Genomic DNA, 21,113 nt, shown 5'->3' on the forward strand with positions numbered 1-21,113 from the left:
GCCCGGGAATCGGCTATAATGTGCAAATCGATCGCGGGGTAGAGCAGTCCGGTAGCTCGTCGGGCTCATAACCCGGAGGTCGCAGGTTCAAATCCTGCCCCCGCAACCAATCGAAAGGCCTGCCCCTGCGGCAGGCCTTTTTGTTTTCCCCTACGTCACTACCCTCGCTTCCGTCGCCGCCCTCCGCTCACCCGCTCGTGCCCGGCCAGATCCTTCCAGCTCTGCACCTCGAGAAAGCCCGCATCGAGCAGCAGCCCCCGCACCTGCTGCGCCTGATCCCAGCCGTGCTCCAGCAGCAGCCAGCCGCCCTCGGCGAGGTGGCGCGGCGCCTCGGAGACGATCGCCGCGATCGCTTCCAGCCCGGTTTCTCCGGCAACCAGCGCCTGGCGCGGTTCGAAGCGCAGGTCGCCCTCTTCGAGATGCGGATCGTCTTGGGCGAGATAGGGCGGATTGGAGACGATGAGGTCGAACGCCTCGCCCGGGCCAAGGCGGGAGAACCAGTCGCTCTCCAGAAACGACACGCTCGCCCCCAATCTGGCCGCGTTCTCCAGCGCCAGGGCGAGCGCCTCGCGCGAGGCGTCCACCGCCGTGACCTCCGCCTGCGGTAGTTCCAGCGCCAGGGTGATGGCGACGCAGCCGCTGCCAGTACCCAGATCGAGGATCCGTGGCGCGTGTCCCGGCGGCAGAGTGAGGGCGAGCGCGATCGCCACTTCTACCAGCGTCTCGGTCTCCGGCCGGGGAATCAGCACCGTCGGTGTGACACGAATGCGCCGTCCGTAGAATTCCCGCTCGCCCACGAGATAGGCCACCGGCACGCCCGCCGCGCGCCGCTCCACCCACGCGGCGAAGCGTTGCAGCACCTCCGGCGGCAACGGGCGTTCCGGCCAGGCGGTGAGCTTGGTCGAACTCCAGCCGCTGGCGTGGCGCAGCAGCACGCGCGCCTCCAGCGCGCCGATACGGGCGCGGGCCCAGGCGAGCGCCTCGCCCACCGTCGCGTCGTGTGGTAGGGGCTCCGGTGCCACGCTCACGCCTCACCCTCCGGCGCCGTTTCCAGCGCGCGCAGCCGCTCCTGCTCGTATTCGAGGCGCAGCGGCTCGATGAGGGGATCCAGGTCGCCATCGAGGATGGCATCGAGCTGGTAGAGCGTGAGGTTGATGCGGTGGTCCGTCACCCTGCCCTGCGGGAAATTGTAGGTACGGATGCGCTCGGAGCGATCGCCGCTGCCCACCAGGCTCTTTCTCGCCGCTGCCACCGCCGCGGCCTGTTCGTCCCGCCGCCGCGCTTCCAGCCGTGCGGCCAGCACCGCCATGGCCTTCGCCTTGTTGCGGTGCTGCGAGCGGTCGTCCTGGCATTCGACGACGAGCCCCGTGGGCAGGTGCGTGATGCGCACCGCCGAATCGGTCCGGTTGACGTGCTGTCCGCCCGCGCCGCTCGCGCGGAAGGTATCGATGCGCAGCTCGGACGGATCGAGCCGCACCACGGCCTCCTCGTCCGGCTCCGGTAGCACCGCCACCGTGCAGGCCGAAGTATGGATGCGCCCCTGGCTCTCGGTGGCCGGCACCCGCTGCACCCGATGCACACCCGACTCGAATTTGAGCCGGCCATAGACGCCGCGCCCCTCCAGCCGCACGATCACCTCGCGGTACCCCCCCAGGTCGGACTCGCTCGCCGAGAGGATCTCGCTGCGCCAGCCTCGGCGCTCGGCGTAGCGCAGATACATGCGCAGCAGATCCGCCGCGAAGAGCGCCGCCTCCTCGCCGCCCGTGCCGGCACGAATCTCGAGGAAGGCCGGCCGGTCGTCCTCCGGGTCGCGCGGCGTAAGCGCCGCGGTGAGCGCATGCTCGCTCTCGGCGAGCCGCTCGGCGAGCCGCGTCTTCTCCTCTTCCGCGAGCGCGCGCAGCTCCGGATCGGCAGTCAGCGCCTCGGCCGCGGCAAACTCTTCTTCGAGCGCAAGGTGGGTGCGCCACTGCGCCACCACCGGTTCGAGTTCCGCACGTTCCTGCCCCAGGCGGCGCAGCTGCTGCGGGTCGGATGCCACCGTCGGATCGAGCAGGGCCCGGTCGAGCTCCTGCAGCCGTTCCTCCATGCGGCGCAGCCGTTCGCGGAGACGCTCCCTCATCCCCGCTCCCCCCGCGGCACCGCCAGAGGCAGGGATTCTTCCTGCGTCGCGTCTTCCCCCTTGTCTTTTGCCGGGGGCGTACTTTCTTCCAGCGCGAAGAGCCGCGGCAGGGCCGCGAGCAGCGCCTCGCGTTCCGCGTCGCCCGCCTCCTGCAAAAAGCGCGTGGGCGCGTGCAGCCACTTGTTCATCAGCCCATGGCTCAGGGCCATGAGCACCGCCTCGGGCGATTCGCCCCCATGCAGGCGGCGCAAGGCCCGCTGTAGCTCCGCCTCCCGCAGCGCATCGGCCCGCTCGCGCAGGCGGCGGATCCAGGGCACGATCTCGCGCGAGCGCACCCAGGCCATGAACTCGGCCACCCGCTCCTCGACGATGCGCTCCGCCGCCACCAGCGCCTGCTGCCGCGAGGCGAGCCCCGCCTGCACGATCTGCGCCAGATCATCCACGGTATAGAGGAAGACGTCGTCGAGCTCACCCACCTCCGGCTCGACGTCGCGCGGCACGGCCAGATCCACCATCACGAAGGGCCGGCGCCGACGCTTTTTCAGGGCGCGCTCGACCATCCCCAGGCCGATGAGCGGCAGTGGGCTGGCCGTGCTCGAGACGATGGTGTCGAATTCGGGCAGGATGTCCGGCAGGTCCTCGAGCCGCCCCACGCCCGCGCCCAGCGGCTGGGCGATCGCCTCGGCCCGGGCGAGCGTGCGGTTGACCACCATCATCCGCCTGGGGCGGCCGGCGGCGAAGTGCGTGGCGCACAATTCGATCATCTCGCCGGCGCCGACGAAGAGCACCCGCTGCTCCGATACCGGCCCGAAGACGCGCTCGGAGAGCTTGACCGCCGCCGCGGCCATGGAGACCACGTTCGCCCCGATCGCCGTGCCCGAACGCACTTCCTTGGCCACCGCCAAGGTGTGCTGGAAGAGTTTGTGCAAATGCTTGCCGAGCGTTCCGGCCGCTTGCGCCGCCCGCACTGCGTCCTTGAACTGCCCCAGGATCTGCGCTTCGCCCAGCACCATGGAATCGAGGCCGCTCGCCACGCGAAAGACGTGGCGCACCGCCGCCTGGTCAATATAGGTGAAGAGGTGCGGCGCCACTTCCGGCAGCGGCGTTCCTTGGCGGGCGGTGAGCCAAGCCACCACCGGCTCCGCCTCGCGCGCCGCCACGTAGAGTTCGGTACGGTTGCAGGTGGAGAGGATGGCGGCTTCCGATACACCGACCACGCCGCCGCACAATTCCTGCAGGGCCGGCACCACGCGCTGCGGATCGAACGCGAACCGCTCCCGGATCGCGATCGGCGCCGAATGGTGGTTCAGACCCAAGGCATAGAACGGCATGAGCGCGCGAGATGGAGATCCGAAGAAAGGAATCGATTATATCACCCGCCCCGACCCCACCCTTGACGGCGGGCGGCGGGGCACCCACAATGCGGGCGAAGCCATCGCCCAAGGGAGAACGCAGGCATGCGCATCCTCATCGTCGAAGACGACGCCGTCATTGCCGACGGCCTTGCCCGCGCGCTCAAACAATCCGGCTGCGCCATCGACACGGTGATGAACGGCCGCGAGGCCGACGTGGCCCTGCAGACCACCCCCTACGACCTCGTCATCCTCGATCTCGGCCTGCCGGGACTGCCCGGCATCGAGGTGCTGCGCCGCCTGCGTGCGCGCAAGAACACCACTCCCGTGCTCATCCTCACCGCCCAGGACGGAATCGAAGACCGCGTGCGGGGGCTCGATGCCGGCGCCGACGACTATCTCACCAAGCCCTTCGCGCTCCCCGAGCTGGAAGCCCGCGTGCGGGCGCTCACGCGGCGCTCGCTCGCCGCCCCGCCGGTGGTGGAAGCCGGCAAGCTGCGCTACGACCAAACCGCCCGGCGCGTCTGGCTCGACGGCACGCCGCTCGAGCTCTCCGGCCGGGAACTCGCGCTCCTCGAATACCTCATCACCCGCCCCGGCCGGCTCGTGAGCAAGGAACAGCTCGTCGAGCACCTCTGCGGCTGGGGAGAGGAAGTCTCCACCAACGCCATCGAAGTGTACATGCACCGGCTGCGCAAAAAGATCGAAGGAAGCGGCGTGCGCATCCAAACGGTGCGCGGCCTCGGCTACAGCCTGGAGCCCGGCGATGCTTCCCTGGGGTAAGCGCACGCCCGACGGCTCGCCGAACTCCGTCTTCGGCGAGATCCTCGACTGGCTCCTCGCCCCGCTGCTCTTTCTCTGGCCTTTCTCCATCATCGTCACGCACCAGGTGGCCGATCGCATCGCCAACCGCTCATTTGACCACGCCCTCGGCGAGCAGGTTCATATGCTCGCGCGCTTCGTGACGATCGACGGCGATCGCGTCCAGCTCGACCTGCCCGCGCCGGGTCGCATCCTCTTTCGTTCATCGGCGAGCGACGTCGTCTTCTTCCAAGTGCGCACCGACGAAGGATTCGTCGGCGGCGACGCCGAGATCCCCGCCCCACCCCGCCCCTGGCTGCCCGACGGCGAAGTGCGCTGGCGCGACGACGTCGTCGCCGGGGAACCGGTGCGCGTCGCCGCCCGCATCGACCGCCGCCCCGGCCCCGAGCAGCCGCGCTTCGTCATCGCCCAGGTGGCAGAAACCCTCAACAAGCGCCGCGAGCTTGCCTCCGACGTCGTCACCGGCGTGCTGCTGCCGCAATTCGCCCTGATTCCGCTCTCGGTCGTGCTCGTCTGGTTCGGCCTCACCCGCGGCATCGCCCCGCTCGCCCGCCTGCAGGCGCGCATCCGCCAGCGCCGCCCCACCGACCTCTCGCCCATTCCACCCGAGAGCGTTCCCGAAGAGGTGCGCCCCCTCATCGTCGCCTTCAACGACATGATGGCCCGCCTCGAAGAAAACCTCCAGGCCCAGCGCCGCTTCATCGCCGACGCCGCCCACCAGATGCGCACCCCCATCACCGGGCTGAAGATGCAAGCCGAACTCGCCTTGCGCGAGCGCGACCCGCAGGCGCTGCGCCAGGACCTCCTGCGCCTGCACGGCGCCGCCGAACGCGCCGCCCACCTCATCCAGCAACTGCTCACGCTGGCGCGCGCCGAATCGAGCTCCGAAGCGGTGCATCGTATCGAGCGTCTCGACGTACAGGAATTACTGCGCGAAGTCGCCCTCGAGCTCTATCCCAAGGCCCAGCACAAGGCGCTCGAGCTCGGACTCGACGAAAGCGAAGCGACGCTGGAAGTCGAAGGCAACCGCCTGATGCTGCAAGAACTCTTCAAAAATCTGGTCGACAACGCGATCCAATACACCCCGCCCGGCGGCAGCGTCACCCTGCGCGCGCTAGCCCGCGGGGATTCGGTCGACGTCGAGATCGAAGACACCGGCATCGGCATCCCCCCCGCCGACCGCCCCCGCGTCTTCGAGCGCTTCTACCGCGTGCTCGACACCGGCGTCGACGGCTCCGGCCTGGGCCTTGCGATCGTGCGCGAGATCGCCGAGATGCACCGCGCCGACGTCAGCCTCGAACCCAACCCCCACGGCCAGGGCACGCTCGCCCGCGTGCGCTTCCCCCTGCCGGCACGAAGCCCCGCCCGGCAGGACGAGCGCCCCCGCGCCAAGGATGATTGACTTTCTCTTTCCCGCCGCTATAATGGCGGTCTTCGGCGGCCAGGTAGCTCAGTCGGTAGAGCAGCGGACTGAAAATCCGCGTGTCGGTGGTTCGATTCCGCCCCTGGCCACCAAAACCCAAAATCCCAACCCTTATCGGTTGGGATTTTTTTGCCCTGAGCGCCAGTGTTGGCGCGGTTCCGGCCCGTTGCCTCGTGAGCGCTGCACCGCCAAACGACGCCGTTTCGGAGTACTTCTCGCCTCTCTGCTGCCGTTTTTCTCTGCTGGGCTCGTGAGCGTTCACCGAGCCAGAGCCAGCACTGGCGCGGGTTTCCGGCTTCCGGGTTGCGATTGTGAATTGGTCGGCCGTTGGTTACCGAATCTGCACTGCTCACCTCGTCTTGCATCAAGGTACGGCGAGCTCGGCGGCAGATACTGGTTGAGACAGTTCGCACAGGATGCCGCACTGTTCGGCGCTTCTGCCTTCGGAACACATTTCCCTCAAGGATCTGAGCTGCTGCTCAAGTGCGCTCAGTTCCTGGATACGCACCGCGACCTGCTCGATGTGTGCCTCAAGAACACGGTTGACCTCACTGCAATCTTGGGTTGGCACGTTCTTGAGGCGCAACAGCACACGAATCTCGTCGAGCGTCATGTCCAGCGAACGACAGCGGCGAATGAAAAGCAAGCGTTCGACGTGTGCGTCGCCATATAAGCGGAAATTGCCCGCGCTCCGGGACGGGGGCGGCAGGAGTCCTTCCTGCTCATAAAAGCGAATCGTTTGAATCGGACACCCGGTTTGCCGGGCAAGCGCTCCGATCTGCATAGCTGCAACCCCTTTTTATCATCGACTTGACTCTATAGTAGCTATAGAGTGTTAAATCTCAAAATACCCTCCGGATGCTTGCTGGTTTCTGCAAGAGCCTCGCCGGATCAGGAACGAGAAGAATCAAGGACCAATGACTATGACTGATGAATGCCAGAAATCCTGCGGATGTGCGTCCGAGCGGAAGGCGGAGTCCATGACGGGTGCCACGCCGACCGGGACGGGAAGGATGAGTCTGTTCTCGGTGCCGAAGATGGACTGCCCTTCGGAGGAGCGCATGATCCGGCTCGCGCTCGAGAATACGAGCGGGCTGGCCGCACTCGAGTTCGATCTTGGCAAGCGCGAGTTGCGTGTTTTTCACGACGGCCCCGTCGAACCCATTGCAAGCAAGCTTGAAAGTCTCGGCTTGGGCGCCCGTCTCATTGCGTCAACTGAATCGAATGGCCCGCACACTGTCGATGGGCAAAGCGACAGCCAGCCGTCCTCCGAGCAAGAGTCTCGCGCTCTCAAATGGTTGCTTGCCATCAACGCCGCCATGTTTGTCGTCGAAGTGACGACCGGGTGGATTGCGCAGTCCACGGGGCTCATGGCTGACTCACTGGACATGTTCGCGGATGCCGCCGTCTACGGGCTCGCGCTCTACGCCGTCGGCCGTGATACCGGGCACCAGCTGAAGGCGGCGCGGTTGTCAGGCTGGCTGCAACTGTTGCTCGCGCTCGGCGCAATGTCCGAGGTGCTGCGCCGCTTCGTCTTTGGTAGCGAGCCCGAGCCACCGCTCATGATGGGGATCGCGCTCGTTGCGCTCATTGCAAACGTTACCTGCCTTGTCTTGATCTCCAGTCATCGAAAAGGCGGCGCTCACATGAAGGCAAGCTGGATTTTCTCCACGAACGACGTGCTGGCAAACCTGGGGGTGATCGCGGCCGGGGCGTTGGTCGCCTGGACAGGATCGCGTTACCCCGATTTGGTGATTGGCTCGCTCATCGCGCTGCTGGTATTGAACGGTGCGCGGCGCATCCTGCGCCTCGGTGCCTGAAGCAGCGAGCGCGGGACATGCCGCCCCGGCAATATCAACGACTGAATTCCCGCCCTGGAATTTCACGCTGCGCTGCCCAATCCAATGGCAAGGCTCGCCGGATCAGGCGCTCCAGCACAAGCCCGACTGCCTTTTCCACCACGCACGCCTCGACGATGTCAGGTGCAAGCCGGGTCAGTTGCGCGATCCGACTTGCATGCCCCCGGTCAATGCTCTCGGCTGCCGCGATCTCGGTGATGGAGGGTCACGCGCGCCCTGACCTCGGCCGGGTTTGCGCTGTCCATCGATGATTTCGGCACCGGGTATTCCTCACTGGCTTACCTCAAGCGATTTCCCGTTCATAAACTGAAGATCGACATCTCGTTCGTGCGGGACATGCTGACCGATCGCAACGATCTCGCCATTGTGTCCGCCATCGTTGCCATGGCGAAGAGCCTCGGCCTCAAGACCCTGGCCGAAGGTGTGGAAGAGGCAGCGCAGGCGGAACACTTGCTGGCATTGGGTTGCGACGAAGCACAGGGGTATTACTTCGCCCGTCCGGAGCCGGCCGAGGTTTTCGCGCGCAGGTGGTTGCAAAGCGCATGTCCGAGTCATGATCTCGGTCAGGACGTGGATCGCCAAGAGCAAGGCCACCTCGGTACATGACGGCAAAGCCGCTCCATGGCACCGGGCCCCGGCGCATGATCACGCCCTCGAGTTCTCTCAAACTCTTCGTAGCGTTCACGCTGATCCGTGATCGGGAGCCGTCAGCCCGGTCGGTTCAACAGCGATCGGGGCCATTGCCTCTGCGAAAGCGCACAGACCAAAGGCACTTGGGCTGGCTCGCCCCAACTGCTTCACCTCATCAGGTTCCGCCTGGGAACTCCAGGCAGAACCGGGTCCTGCCCTGCGCGGACGTCACGCTGATCGATCCTCCATGGGTTTGCATAATGGCGCGGGTAATCGCCAATCCCAGCCCTGCGCCGTCGGTTTCCGGATGTGACCGCGATGGGTCAGCACGGTAAAACCGATCGAACAGGCGCGGCAGTACCCTCGGGTCGATGTCCTCGCCGGTGTTCTCGACGCTCACCCGGGTGGCTTGGGAAGACTGGCTGATCTCGATCGTGACCTCGCCATGTGGCGGGGTGTGGCGCAGCGCGTTCGAAAGCAGATTGCTCAGGGCACGGCGGAACATCAAGCGATCACCGACGATCTCGCCCTCACCACGCTGAGCCAGTCTGACGCCCTTCTCCTCGGCGACCGCCTCATAGAACTCGATCAGGGCGTGCGTTTCCTCGGCTGCCGAGAAACGTTCCCGGTTCGGCAGCATCATCCCGCGTTCGGCCTTGGCCAGGAACAGCATATCGGACACCATGCGGCCCAGACGCTGCAGTTCCTCGGCATTGGAAGCCAGAATCTCCCGGTAGGTATCGGCATCCCGCCGGGTAGCCAACGCGACCTGGGTCTGGGTCAGCAGGTTGCTCAGGGGGGTGCGCAGCTCATGCGCCAGATTCGACGAGAACTCCGACAGTCGCGTGAACGCGTCTTCCAGCCGGTCCAGCATCTTGTTGAGTTCGTGAGCCAGATCGGCCATTTCGATGGGTACCGCCTCGACGGGCATGCGCTGGTGCAGCCGCTGGCTCGTGAGCGTGGTGGCTCTGGATTTCATGGCACGCAATGGCGCCAGCCCCTTGTACGCGGCAAACCAGCTCAGCAAGCCACAGATGACGATCGTCACGACGGCATAGGTCATCAGGGTGCGCCGCAACTCCAGCATGAACCGTGTGTGATGCGCCGTGTCCATGGCAACGAGGATGTCCAGCCGCGTCGTTGCGTCATAGGCTGGAATAACCCGGACAAGCATCCCGCGAAACGCCTGCCCTTCGTCGGCCCAATGGATCAGCGCGTCGTTGCCGTTGCCTTCATCCGCCGGTGACAGTTCGCGCGGGAGGCGAAATCCTTCGGACTGGAAGAGCGTTTCACCTTTCGAATCATGGACGCTGACGTACAGCCCGTGATGGTGGCTCAATGCCTCACGCAGCAGCCACTTGGCGTCCTCGGCCGAATTGGATCGCGCCAAAATATCCTCGATCAGGTGCTGCTTGTCCTGCAGCGCCATGTGATCCAGCTCGATGAAATGCCGCTCGGATGCAGCGATGACCAACAAGGCCAATCCAAACACCACAGCCGCAGCCGCCAACGTAAAGAAGAGGGTGAGCCGGGTCGTCAGTGACAGGGAGCGAAACATTCAGTGCTCCTCCGGCGCTTCCAATACGTAACCCATGCCACGTACGGTGTGGATCAGCTTGACCTCATGCCCCTCATCAATCTTCGCGCGCAAGCGCCGGATGGCCACCTCGATCACATTGGTGTCGCTGTCGAAATTCATGTCCCAGACCTGCGAGGCGATCAGCGAGCGGGGCAGGACCTCGCCATGACGGCGCATCAGCAGTTCCAGCAAGCCGAACTCTTTGGCCGTCAGTCTGATTCGTCGCCCGCCGCGTGAAACGCGTCGGCGCAGCAGGTCCAGTTCGAGGTCGGCCACGCGCAGCACGGTGCTCTCGTTGCCGCTGCGCCCTCGACGCAGGATCGTGCGCACGCGGGCCAGCAATTCGGCAAAGGAGAAAGGCTTGACCAGATAGTCGTCCGCACCGAGTTCAAGGCCTTTGACCCGGTCTTCCAGCTGATCGCGTGCGGTCAGGAACAGCACCGGCATCTGCAGGCCGCGATGGCGCAAGGACTGGAGTACCTGCCAGCCGTCGAGGCCGGGCAACATCACATCCAAAATCACCAGGTCGTATTCGCCCTGCAAGGCCAGGTGCAGGCCATCCGTGCCGTCCTGCGCCAGATCAACCACGAAACCCGCTTCGCTCAAGCCTTGACGCAGGTACTCGCCCGTTTTGGGTTCATCTTCGACGATCAGTATTTTCATGAGGGTGCTCCGCCATATCGAATAGCCGCTAGTGTGACGATTTTGGGCGCACCTGACACGATGATAACAAAAATGTAATCTGACAGACAGCTTCCTAACAGGGGTGGCCCTCTAGCATGTCATCCACGAAATCAGCAATTCATTGCGAGGAGCCCATGCCACCCTTGAGACCGTTTCATTCACCGTTGCCGTTGGTGCCCGCTCGGCGGCGTTTCGTGCGCGGCTTGGTCGCTGGCGGCGTCATGATCGGCCTGTCACCCTGGCTGCGTGCTGCGGCGCAGGGGCTGTCCGACACGCGCACGGGTGCAGCGCCCGTGCTCAGCGGCACGAACATCGACCTGGTGGTCGGCGAATCGCCGGTCAATTTCACCGGTAAGCCACGGATGGCGACCACCATCAATGGCTCCATCCCGGCGCCGACGCTCAAACTGCGGGAGGGCGACACAGTCACCATCCGCGTCACCAACCGCCTGCGCGAAGCCACGTCGATCCACTGGCACGGGATCATCCTGCCCTACCAGATGGACGGGGTACCCGGTATCAGTTTTCCGGGCATCCCCCCGGGCCAAACCTTCACTTATCAGTTCCGCCTCGAACAAACCGGCACCTACTGGTATCACTCGCACTCCGGCATGCAGGAGCAGACCGGCATGTACGGGGCGTTGATCGTCGAGCCGCGCGATGCCGACCCGATCCGTGCCGACCGGGACTACGTCGTGCACCTGTCCGACTGGACCGACGAAGACCCCATGCGGGTGCTCGCCAAGCTCAAGGTGCAGAGCGACTACTACAACTACCACCAGCCGACGGCCATTGACTTCTTCCGCGACGTCGCCGACATGGGGCTTTCCCGCGCACTCGACAAGCGTGCGATGTGGAACCAGATGCGGATGAACCCGACCGATCTGGCCGATCTCTCGGGGGCGACCTTGACCTACCTGATGAACGGCGTCACCCCTGCCGGCAATTGGACCGGCCTGTTTCGGCCGGGTGAGCGGGTGCGTCTGCGCTTCATCAATGGCGCGGCCAACACCTTCTATGACGTGCGCATCCCCGGGCTCAAGATGACAGTGGTGCAAAGCGACGGGCAGAACGTCGAGCCCGTCACCGTCGATGAGTTCCGCTTCGGGCCGGGCGAGACCTACGACGTGATCGTCACGCCCCAGGAGGACGCCTACACGATCTTCGCGCAATCGATGGATCGAACGGGCTTTGCCCGCGGCACGCTCGCGGTGCGCGAGGGCTTGAGCGCCGCCGTGCCTGCGCTCGATCCCGTCGAATGGCTCACCATGGCCGACATGATGGGCGCGATGGATCACGGCGCGATGGGGCATGGCGGCTCGGCCATGGGCGCGATGGACCACGCGGCGATGGGCCACGACATGCCGGGCATGAAGCACGACATGTCCGGCATGAACCATGGCGCGATGGCGATGGGCCATGGTCAGCACGCGATGCATGGCATGGCTGGCGGCGCGTTGGCCAAGCCCAGCGCCACGGTCCGTCACGCACGCACGGAATACGGCCCAAGCACGGATATGCGGGTGGACATGCCGCGGACCAATCTCGACGATCCGGGCATTGGCCTGCGCAACAACGGCCGGCGCGTGCTGACGCTGGCCGACCTCAAAACGATCGGCGGTCCTCTCGATCCTCGCGGCGCCGAGCGCGAGATCGAGCTGCACCTCACCGGCAACATGGAGCGCTATACCTGGTCGCTCGACGGCCTCGAGTTCGGCAAGAGCACGCCGGTGCACCTGAAGTACGGCGAGCGGGTGCGCGTCATCCTGCACAACGACACGATGATGACGCACCCGATGCATTTGCACGGGATGTGGAGCGAGGTGGAAACGCCCGACGGGCAGTTCCTGGTGCGTCGCCACACCATCCCGGTTCAACCCGCGCAGCGCGTCAGCTTCCTCGTGACCGCCGACGCCCTGGGTCGCTGGGCCTGGCACTGCCACCTGATGTTGCACATGGACATGGGCATGTTCCGCGAGGTGGTCGTGTCATGAAACTCATCCAAGGACGATTCTCGATGAAACCCCGTTCTCTCTTCACTGCGGCGATGGTGTTGCTCGGTGCGGCACCCGTCTGGGCACAAACACCGATGGAAGGCGGCGGCCATGCCGCTCACTCGGGCGCGGCTGCCGCGCCGACGCGAGCCGAATCTCCCGCGAATGCCCCCAGCGCCACCATGGACCACGGCAGCATGAACATGCAGGGCGGCCCCGCACCCGCCGATGCCCGTGATCCGCACGCGTATTCCAATGGCTTGACTTTGGAGTCGGGCCCTTACGTACTCCCCGGGCCACGGCAACTTCGGCTGTCCGATGAACATGCGTTCGGCAGCGTGCTGCTCGATCGCCTGGAGCGCGTCTACACGAAGGACGGGAACGCGACCGCCTATGACGCGCAAGCCTGGTTCGGCAGCACCTACGACCGCCTGGTCCTCAAGGCTGAAGGTGACGTCGCCAAAGGCAAATTGGAGGAGGCACGCACGGAGGTCCTGTGGGGCCATGCGATCGCCTCGTACTGGGACACCCAACTCGGGGTACGGCAGGACAGCGGCACGGGGCCTGACCGGACCTGGCTCGCTTTCGGCATCCAGGGGCTCGCGCCGTACTGGTTCGATGTCGATGCCACCGCCTACGTCGGCAGCTCGGGACGCACGGCACTGCGCCTGTCGGGCGAGTACGAACTCCTGCTCACCCAGCGCCTGATTCTGCAGCCCCGCATGGAAGTCAATCTGTATGGCCAGCGCGATGAAGCGCGTGGCCTGGGAAGTGGGCTGGCCGATGCGGCGGCAGGCCTGCGCCTGCGTTACGAGTTCTCGCGCCAGTTCGCGCCCTACGTCGGCGTCGAATGGGCTGGCAAGTTCGGACAGACCGCCGATTTTGCGCGCGCCGAAGGACAGCGTACCCGGGAAACGCGTTATGTGGCGGGTGTGCGGCTGTGGTTCTAGAAGCCGCCACGCGCAACTCCGATCTTATTCACCAACCCTAAGGAGAAACCGATGATGAAGAAAACCCTGAGCGTTTTGATGCTGGCCGCCTTGCCTGTGTTGGCGCTGGCCGGTGGGGGCCATCAGGGCGGCCATGGCATGGCCGGGCATGACATGCAGGGCATGCACGGCATGCACGGTTCGATGCACGGGGACACATCACCCTCCGAAGTCGGCAAACCAGGCGATCCCGCCAAGGTCGACCGCACCATCGAGGTGGTCATGGACGACTCGATGCGGTTCACGCCGGCGAACATCGCGGTCAAGAAGGGCGAGACCATCCGCTTTTTCGTCAAGAACACGGGCAAGGTGCCGCACGAAATGGTGATCGGCTCAATGAAGGAACTCAAGGCGCACGCCGAGATGATGCGCAAGATGCCCCAGATGCAGCATGCCGAGCCGAACATGGTGACGCTCCAGCCTGGCCAGCGCGGCGGGCTGGTTTGGCAGTTCGATCAGCCCGGTACGGTGGACTTCGCCTGCCTCGTCCCCGGCCATATGGAAGCGGGCATGGCGGGCAAGATCGTCGTCGAATAAGCAGCGTCACCGGGAGTCCTTATCATGCACCAAACCGTTGATCAACCGTTCCCCCGGCGGCGCAGGCTGCTGCTGGCGGTGCTTGCGCTGAGTCTTCCCTCCCTGGCACCAGCCGCCGCACCGCAGACGCTTGCCGTGCAGGTGTGGAAGGACCCGAACTGTGGGTGTTGCAAGGACTGGATTGCCCACCTGGAGAAAAGCGGATTCCGCGTGAGTGCCGTCGACCAGGGCAACAGCGCAGCCCGCACTCGCCTCGGGATGCCGCAGAAATTCGGTTCCTGCCATACGGCCCTGATCCAGGGCTATGTGATCGAAGGCCACGTACCCGCAACGGACATCCAGCGGCTGCTCAAGGAAAAGCCCCAAGCCCTGGGCTTGGCGGTGCCGGGCATGCCCATTGGTTCACCCGGCATGGATGGTGTCGCCTACGGAGGACGCCGTGATGCCTACAAAGTCTTGCTGGTTGGGAAAGACGGAGCAGCGCAAGTTTTCGGTTCTTATCCGTGAAGAAACCATGCACTGACCGTGTGCCGATTGGATCCATGAGGCGCAGCAGCGGTCTTGCAACCTGGAACAGGAGGCCGGCGCCGACCGCGCCGATCCTCGATGAAGGGAACACCGCGATGAACGCGACTGACCAAGAACACCTCCACGACACGCGCGGCCAGTCCAGCCTGAATCGGCGCATGAGGACCGCGTTGCTGATGGTTGCCCTCATCGGCGGCTTCTATCTGCTGCGCGAGCACTGGATCCATGTCGCAGGCAATTGGGTGTACCTGTTGCTGCTGGCGTGCCCGCTGATGCACCTGCTGCATGGCCACGGTGGCGATGGCGGGCATGGTGCGCCGCCCGACAAACCCGCCAACAGGGAGGCGTGAAGTCATGGACCTGCGATCAGACCACGAACACCGCCAACACGCCCACGACCACCCGAGCGCACTGCAGTGGGCCGAAGGTCTGAAGGACCCTGTCTGCGGCATGGACGTGACCGCGCAGTCCGAGCACCACGTCGAGCACGCAGGCCGACTCTTTTACTTCTGCAGCGCCAAGTGCCGGGCGAAGTTCGTCGCCGAGCCGGCGCGCTATGCCTACAGCGGCCATGAGCCTTCGTCTGTCGAAGCGCCGGCCCTGGCGGCAGGCACGATCTACACCTGCCCCATGCACCCCGAGATCCGGCAGGATCACCCCGGCTATTGTCCGAAGTGCGGCATGGCGCTGGAGCCGGTGCTGCCGGATCTCGAAGGAGAAGAGAGTCCCGAGCTGCGCGATTTCCAGCGCCGCTTCTGGTGCACCCTGCCGCTGACCGTCATGGTCACTGTGCTTGCCATGTTCGGCCACCAGTTGCATTGGTTCGAGGCGCGCACACAGACCTGGATCGAACTCGTTCTGTCCCTGCCCATCGTCCTGTGGGCGGGTCGGCCGTTCTTCGTGCGCGGCTGGCAGTCCGTGGTCCATCGCAGCCCGAACATGTGGACCCTGATCGCGCTGGGCACCGGGGCGGCGTTCGTCTACAGCGTGGCGGCGACCGTGGCCCCACAACTGTTCCCGGACTCGTTCGTGTCCATGGGACGGGTCGCGGTGTACTTCGAGGCGGCGGCGGTGATCATTTCCCTGACCCTGCTGGGGCAGGTACTGGAACTCAAGGCGCGTTCGCAGACCTCGGCCGCCATCAAGTCCTTGCTCGAACTGGCCCCCAAGACCGCCCGGCGCCTTCGCGACGATGGCACGGAAGAGGACGTGCCCCTGACGCACATCCATGTCGGCGATCGGCTGCGCATTCGACCCGGCGAAAAGGTTCCGGTAGATGGTACGGTAATCGAGGGCAGCAGCGCTGTGGACGAATCGATGCTGACGGGGGAGTCCCTGCCCGTGACCAAGCGGGTGGGCGACAAGGTCATCGGTGGGACGCTCAATACCAGTGGCGCGCTCGTCATGGTCGCCGAACGTGTCGGCTCGGCGACCATGCTGTCCCAGATTGTGCAGATGGTGGCGCAGGCGCAGCGGTCCAAGGCGCCGATGCAGCGCATGGCCGATGTCGTGGCGGGCTATTTCGTGGTCGCGGTGGTGTCCATCGCCGTGCTGACCTTTTTTGCCTGGGGCCTGTTCGGGCCGGAACCGCGTTGGGTTTTTGGCCTCATCAACGCCGTGTCTGTGCTGATCATCGCCTGCCCCTGCGCGCTGGGCTTGGCCACGCCCATGTCGATCATGGTGGCGACCGGGCGAGGGGCTACGCAGGGGGTGCTGTTTCGCGATGCCGCCGCGATCGAGAAAATGCGCCAGGTCGATACCCTGATCGTCGACAAGACCGGCACATTGACCGAGGGCCGGCCGCGCTATCAGACGACGATCGCAGCCGAAGGCTTCACCGCCGGCGAAGCCTTGCGACTGGCTGCCAGCCTCGACCAGGGCAGCGAGCACCCGCTGGCGGAAGCCATCGTCACGGCCGCGCGCGAGCAGGGCCTGGTGCTCTCACGCGCCGAGGAGTTCGACTCGCACTCAGGCATCGGCGTGCGCGGGCGCGTCGATGGACATGCCGTGGCACTGGGCAACACCGCGCTGATGGAACAGCTCGGTGTGGACGTGCGGCCATTGGCCGAGCGGGCGGAGGCGCTGCGCGGTGAGGGTGCCAGCGTGATGCATCTGGCCGTCGATGGCGTGCTCGCCGCAGTCCTGGCCGTCGCCGACCCGGTGAAGAAGACCACACCGCAAGCGCTGGCGTCGCTGCGCGCGGAGGGCTTGCGCGTCGTCATGGCCACGGGCGACGGTCTGACCACGGCCAAGGCCGTGGCGGCGCGCTTGGGCATCGATGAGGTGCATGGCGAGGTCAAGCCCGCCGACAAACTGCAACTGGTGGAGCGGCTGCAGCGCGAGGGGCGTATCGTTGCGATGGCTGGTGACGGCATCAATGATGCCCCGGCCTTGGCAAAGGCCGACGTCGGTATCGCCATGGGCACCGGCACCGACGTGGCGATGAACAGCGCACAGATCACGCTCGTCAAGGGTGACCTGCGCGGTATTGCGGTGGCGCGCGCCTTGTCAGTGGCCACGGTCCGCAACATGAAGCAGAACCTGATGTTCGCCTTTCTCTACAACGCACTGGGCATTCCCATTGCGGCCGGCGTGCTGTATCCGCTCACCGGTTGGCTGCTTTCACCGTTGATCGCCGCCCTGGCGATGAGTTTCAGCTCCGCATCGGTGATCGGCAATGCGCTGCGTTTGCGCGGCGTCCGTCTTGTCTGAACACGAGGATCGTCGCGCGTGCCGTGGTGGGTGCTGGTTGCACTCCCAGATCGCTGGGTCTGTCGTATCGGTTGCCACCCGACGTTGGACACCTGATCCCTATCGAGGCCTGGAATGCTCTCGACCACGGCACCTGAGCCGCCTCACACCGATACCGCACTTGGCGCCCAGTCGGCATCGCCATAAGCACTTGCACCGATGTGGCGATGAGTCCGCGCCCCGCCTCGGTGAGCAGGAATGCATTGAGATTGGCACACGATTAATCCCGATCCCATCCCGAATGGAATCTGATATATACGTAACGGCCGTCTCATCTTCCCGTCAGCGGTGACTTCGCAGAATACATACTGTGCAGTCGCACAAGGCATTGACAGAAATGCCTTCACGTTTGATTGAAAGGAGTGTAGAGATGAAAGCCAGGATTACCGCTGTTGTCGCCGCCACCGTGCTGAGCGCCATCGTAACCCCATCGTTCGCTGGTGACGCGGCAGCGGCCAGCGCCAAGAAAATGTTCCTCCTCAAGGACGGTGGAACCCTGTATGTATTCGAGGACGGCAAGACGGCGCTGGAAGACAAGTTCGGACGGGCTATCAACCTGAAAGAGGGGCAATCGCTCGAAACGGTCGATGGCCAGAAGATTACAGCCAACGGCAACGAGGTCGCTCGACTCGATGGTCTTCTCCGTCAGGGTCATTCCGGCGGTTGACTACTCGATTCAATTCGTGAACTGCACGCCAGCGGATGTCGGGCCAACTCGTTGACCAACACGCGCTGGCGGGCCATCGGTCATAGCTGGGGCTAACCACTCGATGGTAGGCTGCGACGCTACCGGTCAATCGGCGCCGCACAAGGTGAGAGTCCGCCCTGCACTGACTGACCGGCGTTCATTGCCGAGGCCATTGCGTCCACAACAACCCGCAGGATTGCCCGGGATTGCTCAATCGTTGAGAGAGTGGGTTGGATTCCGGTCGCGTCTGCACCACCAGTAAAATCAAGCAGTTACGAGATTCTCGTCATACGCACATCTCCTACTCTCCCCTACCCCCTCCTCGCCGCTCCCTCGCCAAAGTCGCCGAGTACATCGCCGCTCTCGGCGAACGCGCGCCGACGGAGTTCGTCCTGTACACCAAAGAATTCGTCGACGAACTGTGCCATCCGGACAACGATCCGCCGCAGCGCAAGGCGCTGATGATCGCGGAACAACCGCGCGTTTTGGCGATTCCCTGGATGAACGCGATGCTCGCCGCCATGGCCGAGATGATCGCCGAGAGGGCTGGCATTCCCGTCCCTGATTGGGCCAACGAGCCCGAACGTTTCCTGCCCGAACCCCTCGTCTTCGGCTATAGCCCGCAATCGCAGGCCATGGCCATCGAACTCACCCCAGCGGCGTTCGCGCGCAGGAATCTCTTCTGCGGTCAGATAACCCTATACACGAATCGATGGGAAATCGTGCGGCAGCGGCGTTCGACGGGTTGAATCCTGCCGCGATCACCCCACCATCCCGACCCGGACCTGGCTGCCGCTCCTGCCGGGGATCACCTCGATGCCGACTTCGATCCGGCGCTTGAGCTCATCGACGTGGGAGATGATGCCGACCATTCGACCCTTTTGCCGAAGCTCACTCAGGGCTTTCATCGCCATGTCGAGTGACTCGGGATCGAGGCTGCCAAACCCTTCGTCGATGAAGAGGGTGTCGAACCGATCGGGACTAATCACTAATCAATTTGTTATATCTCTCATATATCCCTTGAGCGCGGACGAGTATGACTACTCTCCACCTCGACCGCAGGGGTATCGTCCTGGAGACTTGGAGCGAAGTTCTCGGGCTGTTCGATGCCGAAGTCATGCTCGATCAGGCACTCCGAGTCGCACCATCCGCCTCCGTTCCAAGGCGCGACCCTCCCGAGCAAGAGCATCCCCGGCACGGCCAGCGCCACGCAGCAGAAGAAGAAACTCACCCAACCCAGGTGCTCGGCGAGCACGCCGGCAAAGGCATTGACCACGGTGCGCGGCACAGCGGCAAGGCTCGTGAAGAGCGCGAACTGCGTGGCGGTGTAGGCCGGATGGGTGGCACGCGCGATGAAGGCGGTAAAGGCCGCCGTGCCCAGGCCCACGCCCAGGTATTCGGCGGAGATCACGCCGGCGAGCGCGGCGCGCTCGAAGGTGCCGATGTGCGCAAAAGGGCTGAGCCAGGCGAGCCAGGCAAAACCGAGGATGGTGAGCATCTGCACCAGACCGAAGAGCCACAGGGCGCGATCGATGCCGATGCGCGCCATCCACAGCCCGCCCGCCAAACCGCCGAGGATGGCCGGCCACAGACCGGCATGTTTGGCGATCAGGCCGATGTCGGTCTTGCCGTAGCCCATGTCCAGGTAAAACGGCGTCGACAAGGCAGTGGCGAGCGAATCGCCCAGCTTGTAGAAAAATAGGAAAGCCAGGATCCACAACGCATCGCGCCAGCCGCGTCGACCGATGAATTCCTGCCAGGGTTCGATGCAGGCCGCCCGCAGGGTGCGCGGCCGATCGACGATGGCCGGCTCGCGGATGAAGAGCGCCATCGCCATGCCCGGCAGCATGAACAGCGCCGTGATCCAGAAGACCACGTTCCACGGCAGGTGGTCGGCGAGGATCAGCGACAGCGAACCGGGAACGAGGCCGGCGAGCCGGTAGGCATTGACATGCACGGCATTGCCCAAGCCCAATTCCGCCTCGGCGAGCAGTTCGCGGCGAAAGGCATCGAGCGCCACGTCCTGCGTGGCAGAACAGAGCGCCAGCAGCGCGGCGAGGCAGGAAATGGCGAGCATGTGCGTTCGCGGATCGAACCCGCCCAAGCCGCCGATGCACAACAACAGGCCGATCTGGGTGATCAACATCCAGCCGCGCCGCCGGCCGAGCGGCGGCGCAAACCGGTCGAGCAGCGGCGACCAGAGGAATTTCCAGGTGTAGGGAAACTGGATCAGGGCGAAGAATCCGATGGTCTTCAGATCGACGTCTTCGCTGCGCAGCCAGGCGGGCAGCAAATTGATGAGCAAGTAAAGCGGCAGGCCCGAAGCGAAGCCGGTGAAGACGCAGACCAGCATCTTGCGGGTGAGGAGCGGGGCAAGCCAGGCGGACGTAGTCATTTTCTCGGCACCGGGGAATTATAAAACTTGTTGTTTCGCCCAAACGAAAATCTTGACATTGAGGTTGCAATGAGGACTAAAATCGGCTAAAACCCTTAGCAAGGCAATGATTTTCCACCCTCAGGAGCGAAGCATGCAAAATTTTCTTTTCTTCCCTTGTGTCCAGCCCAAATATTTCGATCACGCAGCGAAGTGCGCCCAACTGATGATCGATAACGGCCAGCGGCTGCTGACGGTGCAGATCGAAGCGTTCAAGGCCATCCTGGAGCAGGAAGTGAGGAGCGCGGCCACCTTACTCGTCACACCCACCCCTGCTGCACAGCTCAGGGTGCAGCAGGAACTGATCCAGAAATCCGCCGAGGCAATCATGCGCTGTATCAATGAGGTCGTCAAACTTTCCGTCAAAACCCAGGCGGAGCTCAACCGCCTGCTCACGGAGACCCTCACCGCCCAAGTACAGGAATGGGGCCAGACCCTTCATTCCTCGGCCGGAAATCTCTTGCCCGACGTAGACGCCATCCCATCCGCCCAGACGTTGCAGGGATTCTTTGAGCAATCGCGCGCCATGCTCGAGCAGATGACGAAAACCAACGTCGATGCGTGGCGATCACTCGCCAATGTTTGGCAGAGTCGGCAAACCTTGCCCCCATCCAGCAAAAAATGACGCTACAGGATGGAATGGAGTCGCGGCTGCAGCTGCCAAACGTCTGATGGCCGAGGGACGCCCTCGGGCAAAGGAGGGATGAATACTGGAGATGATTCG

Annotated in this window: 20 protein-coding genes, 2 tRNA genes and 1 pseudogene; 15 read left to right on the plus strand and 8 right to left on the minus strand. The window is 64.4% G+C overall.

Annotated features, from left to right (window positions below; translation table 11 throughout):
- Window positions 1–32: 32 nt before the first annotated feature.
- Window positions 33–109: transfer RNA gene (locus tag H607_RS0103385), tRNA-Met, on the plus strand.
- A gap of 49 nt (window positions 110–158) precedes the next feature.
- On the opposite strand, the gene prmC is transcribed toward H607_RS0103385, so the two are convergent.
- The 3 genes from prmC to hemA are packed head-to-tail and all read right to left on the minus strand — an operon-like array spanning window position 159 to window position 3,450.
- Complete coding sequence (gene prmC / locus H607_RS0103390) at window positions 159–1,022, minus strand: peptide chain release factor N(5)-glutamine methyltransferase (protein ID WP_028874268.1); 864 nt, start codon at window positions 1,020–1,022, stop codon at window positions 159–161.
- A gap of 2 nt (window positions 1,023–1,024) precedes the next feature.
- On the minus strand, window positions 1,025–2,119 hold the full coding sequence (gene prfA / locus H607_RS0103395) for a peptide chain release factor 1 (RefSeq protein WP_028874269.1): 1,095 nt from the start codon (window positions 2,117–2,119) through the stop codon (window positions 1,025–1,027).
- Window positions 2,116–3,450, minus strand: a complete 1,335-nt coding sequence (gene hemA / locus H607_RS11545; protein ID WP_083961914.1) for a glutamyl-tRNA reductase — start codon at window positions 3,448–3,450, stop codon at window positions 2,116–2,118. The genes prfA and hemA overlap by 4 nt, the downstream gene beginning before the upstream one ends.
- Window positions 3,451–3,576: 126 nt before the next feature.
- Between hemA and H607_RS0103405 the strand changes: the two genes are divergently transcribed.
- The 3 genes from H607_RS0103405 (at window position 3,577) to H607_RS0103415 (ending at window position 5,808) form a co-directional block, all read left to right on the plus strand.
- Entirely contained in the window at window positions 3,577–4,254 is a 678-nt protein-coding gene (locus H607_RS0103405) for a response regulator (protein WP_028874270.1), read from the plus strand.
- On the plus strand, window positions 4,238–5,695 hold the full coding sequence (locus tag H607_RS11550) for a sensor histidine kinase (RefSeq protein WP_051240613.1): 1,458 nt from the start codon (window positions 4,238–4,240) through the stop codon (window positions 5,693–5,695). The genes H607_RS0103405 and H607_RS11550 overlap by 17 nt, the downstream gene beginning before the upstream one ends.
- Window positions 5,696–5,732: 37 nt before the next feature.
- Window positions 5,733–5,808: transfer RNA gene (locus H607_RS0103415), tRNA-Phe, on the plus strand.
- Window positions 5,809–6,080: 272 nt separating this feature from the next.
- On the opposite strand, the gene cadR is transcribed toward H607_RS0103415, so the two are convergent.
- A complete protein-coding gene (gene cadR / locus H607_RS11555; RefSeq protein ID WP_037989410.1) occupies window positions 6,081–6,500 on the minus strand; it encodes a Cd(II)/Pb(II)-responsive transcriptional regulator in 420 nt (139 codons plus the stop codon).
- Between the two features lie 139 nt (window positions 6,501–6,639).
- Here cadR and H607_RS0103425 point away from each other — a divergent pair, with 139 nt between their 5' ends.
- Both H607_RS0103425 and H607_RS0103430 read left to right on the plus strand, forming a co-directional pair.
- Entirely contained in the window at window positions 6,640–7,536 is an 897-nt protein-coding gene (locus H607_RS0103425; RefSeq protein ID WP_028874271.1) for a cation efflux transmembrane domain-containing protein, read from the plus strand.
- A gap of 255 nt (window positions 7,537–7,791) precedes the next feature.
- The gene (locus tag H607_RS0103430; RefSeq protein WP_082438493.1) at window positions 7,792–8,181 is read left to right on the plus strand and encodes an EAL domain-containing protein; all 390 of its coding nucleotides are present in this window, start codon (window positions 7,792–7,794) and stop codon (window positions 8,179–8,181) included.
- A gap of 199 nt (window positions 8,182–8,380) precedes the next feature.
- Here H607_RS0103430 and H607_RS0103435 read toward each other — a convergent pair whose 3' ends face one another.
- Window positions 8,381–9,763, minus strand: a complete 1,383-nt coding sequence (locus tag H607_RS0103435; RefSeq protein WP_028874272.1) for a heavy metal sensor histidine kinase — start codon at window positions 9,761–9,763, stop codon at window positions 8,381–8,383.
- On the minus strand, window positions 9,764–10,447 hold the full coding sequence (locus tag H607_RS0103440) for a heavy metal response regulator transcription factor (RefSeq protein WP_028874273.1): 684 nt from the start codon (window positions 10,445–10,447) through the stop codon (window positions 9,764–9,766).
- 155 nt (window positions 10,448–10,602) lie between these two features.
- Between H607_RS0103440 and H607_RS0103445 the strand changes: the two genes are divergently transcribed.
- The 8 genes from H607_RS0103445 to H607_RS0103480 all read left to right on the plus strand — a co-directional run bounded on the left by H607_RS0103445 (window position 10,603) and on the right by H607_RS0103480 (window position 18,704).
- On the plus strand, window positions 10,603–12,462 hold the full coding sequence (locus H607_RS0103445; protein WP_028874274.1) for a copper resistance system multicopper oxidase: 1,860 nt from the start codon (window positions 10,603–10,605) through the stop codon (window positions 12,460–12,462).
- The gene (locus tag H607_RS0103450; RefSeq protein WP_245563165.1) at window positions 12,459–13,412 is read left to right on the plus strand and encodes a copper resistance protein B; all 954 of its coding nucleotides are present in this window, start codon (window positions 12,459–12,461) and stop codon (window positions 13,410–13,412) included. Before H607_RS0103445 ends, H607_RS0103450 begins: the two co-directional genes overlap by 4 nt.
- 51 nt (window positions 13,413–13,463) lie before the next feature.
- Window positions 13,464–13,988 carry a cupredoxin domain-containing protein gene (locus H607_RS0103455; protein WP_083961915.1) on the plus strand — a complete coding sequence of 175 codons (525 nt, stop codon included), beginning with the start codon at window positions 13,464–13,466 and terminating at the stop codon, window positions 13,986–13,988.
- A gap of 24 nt (window positions 13,989–14,012) precedes the next feature.
- Entirely contained in the window at window positions 14,013–14,495 is a 483-nt protein-coding gene (locus tag H607_RS0103460) for a DUF411 domain-containing protein (protein ID WP_028874277.1), read from the plus strand.
- A gap of 179 nt (window positions 14,496–14,674) precedes the next feature.
- Window positions 14,675–14,866 carry a DUF2933 domain-containing protein gene (locus H607_RS0103465; protein ID WP_037989512.1) on the plus strand — a complete coding sequence of 64 codons (192 nt, stop codon included), beginning with the start codon at window positions 14,675–14,677 and terminating at the stop codon, window positions 14,864–14,866.
- Window positions 14,867–14,870: 4 nt separating this feature from the next.
- A complete protein-coding gene (locus tag H607_RS0103470) occupies window positions 14,871–17,228 on the plus strand; it encodes a heavy metal translocating P-type ATPase (protein WP_083961916.1) in 2,358 nt (785 codons plus the stop codon).
- A 409-nt stretch (window positions 17,229–17,637) separates the two neighbouring features.
- Window positions 17,638–17,934, plus strand: a complete 297-nt coding sequence (locus tag H607_RS0103475; protein ID WP_019562338.1) for a CopK family periplasmic copper-binding protein — start codon at window positions 17,638–17,640, stop codon at window positions 17,932–17,934.
- Window positions 17,935–18,185: 251 nt separating this feature from the next.
- Window positions 18,186–18,704 (plus strand): hypothetical protein, encoded by a 519-nt coding sequence (locus H607_RS0103480; RefSeq protein ID WP_028874280.1) that lies wholly within the window; start codon window positions 18,186–18,188, stop codon window positions 18,702–18,704.
- A 12-nt stretch (window positions 18,705–18,716) separates the two neighbouring features.
- Here H607_RS0103480 and H607_RS0103485 read toward each other — a convergent pair.
- Window positions 18,717–18,929, minus strand: a pseudogene (locus H607_RS0103485) (hypothetical protein); the annotation flags it as partial.
- A 35-nt stretch (window positions 18,930–18,964) separates the two neighbouring features.
- Window positions 18,965–20,350, minus strand: a complete 1,386-nt coding sequence (locus H607_RS11560; protein ID WP_083961917.1) for an AmpG family muropeptide MFS transporter — start codon at window positions 20,348–20,350, stop codon at window positions 18,965–18,967.
- 106 nt (window positions 20,351–20,456) lie between these two features.
- Between H607_RS11560 and H607_RS0103495 the strand changes: the two genes are divergently transcribed.
- The gene (locus H607_RS0103495) at window positions 20,457–21,014 is read left to right on the plus strand and encodes a phasin family protein (protein ID WP_083961918.1); all 558 of its coding nucleotides are present in this window, start codon (window positions 20,457–20,459) and stop codon (window positions 21,012–21,014) included.
- The last annotated feature ends 99 nt before the right edge of the window (window positions 21,015–21,113 follow it).

Origin of the sequence: Tepidiphilus margaritifer DSM 15129 (genome assembly GCF_000425565.1) — a bacterium.
GTDB classification, from domain to species: Bacteria; Pseudomonadota; Gammaproteobacteria; order Burkholderiales; family Rhodocyclaceae; genus Tepidiphilus; species Tepidiphilus margaritifer.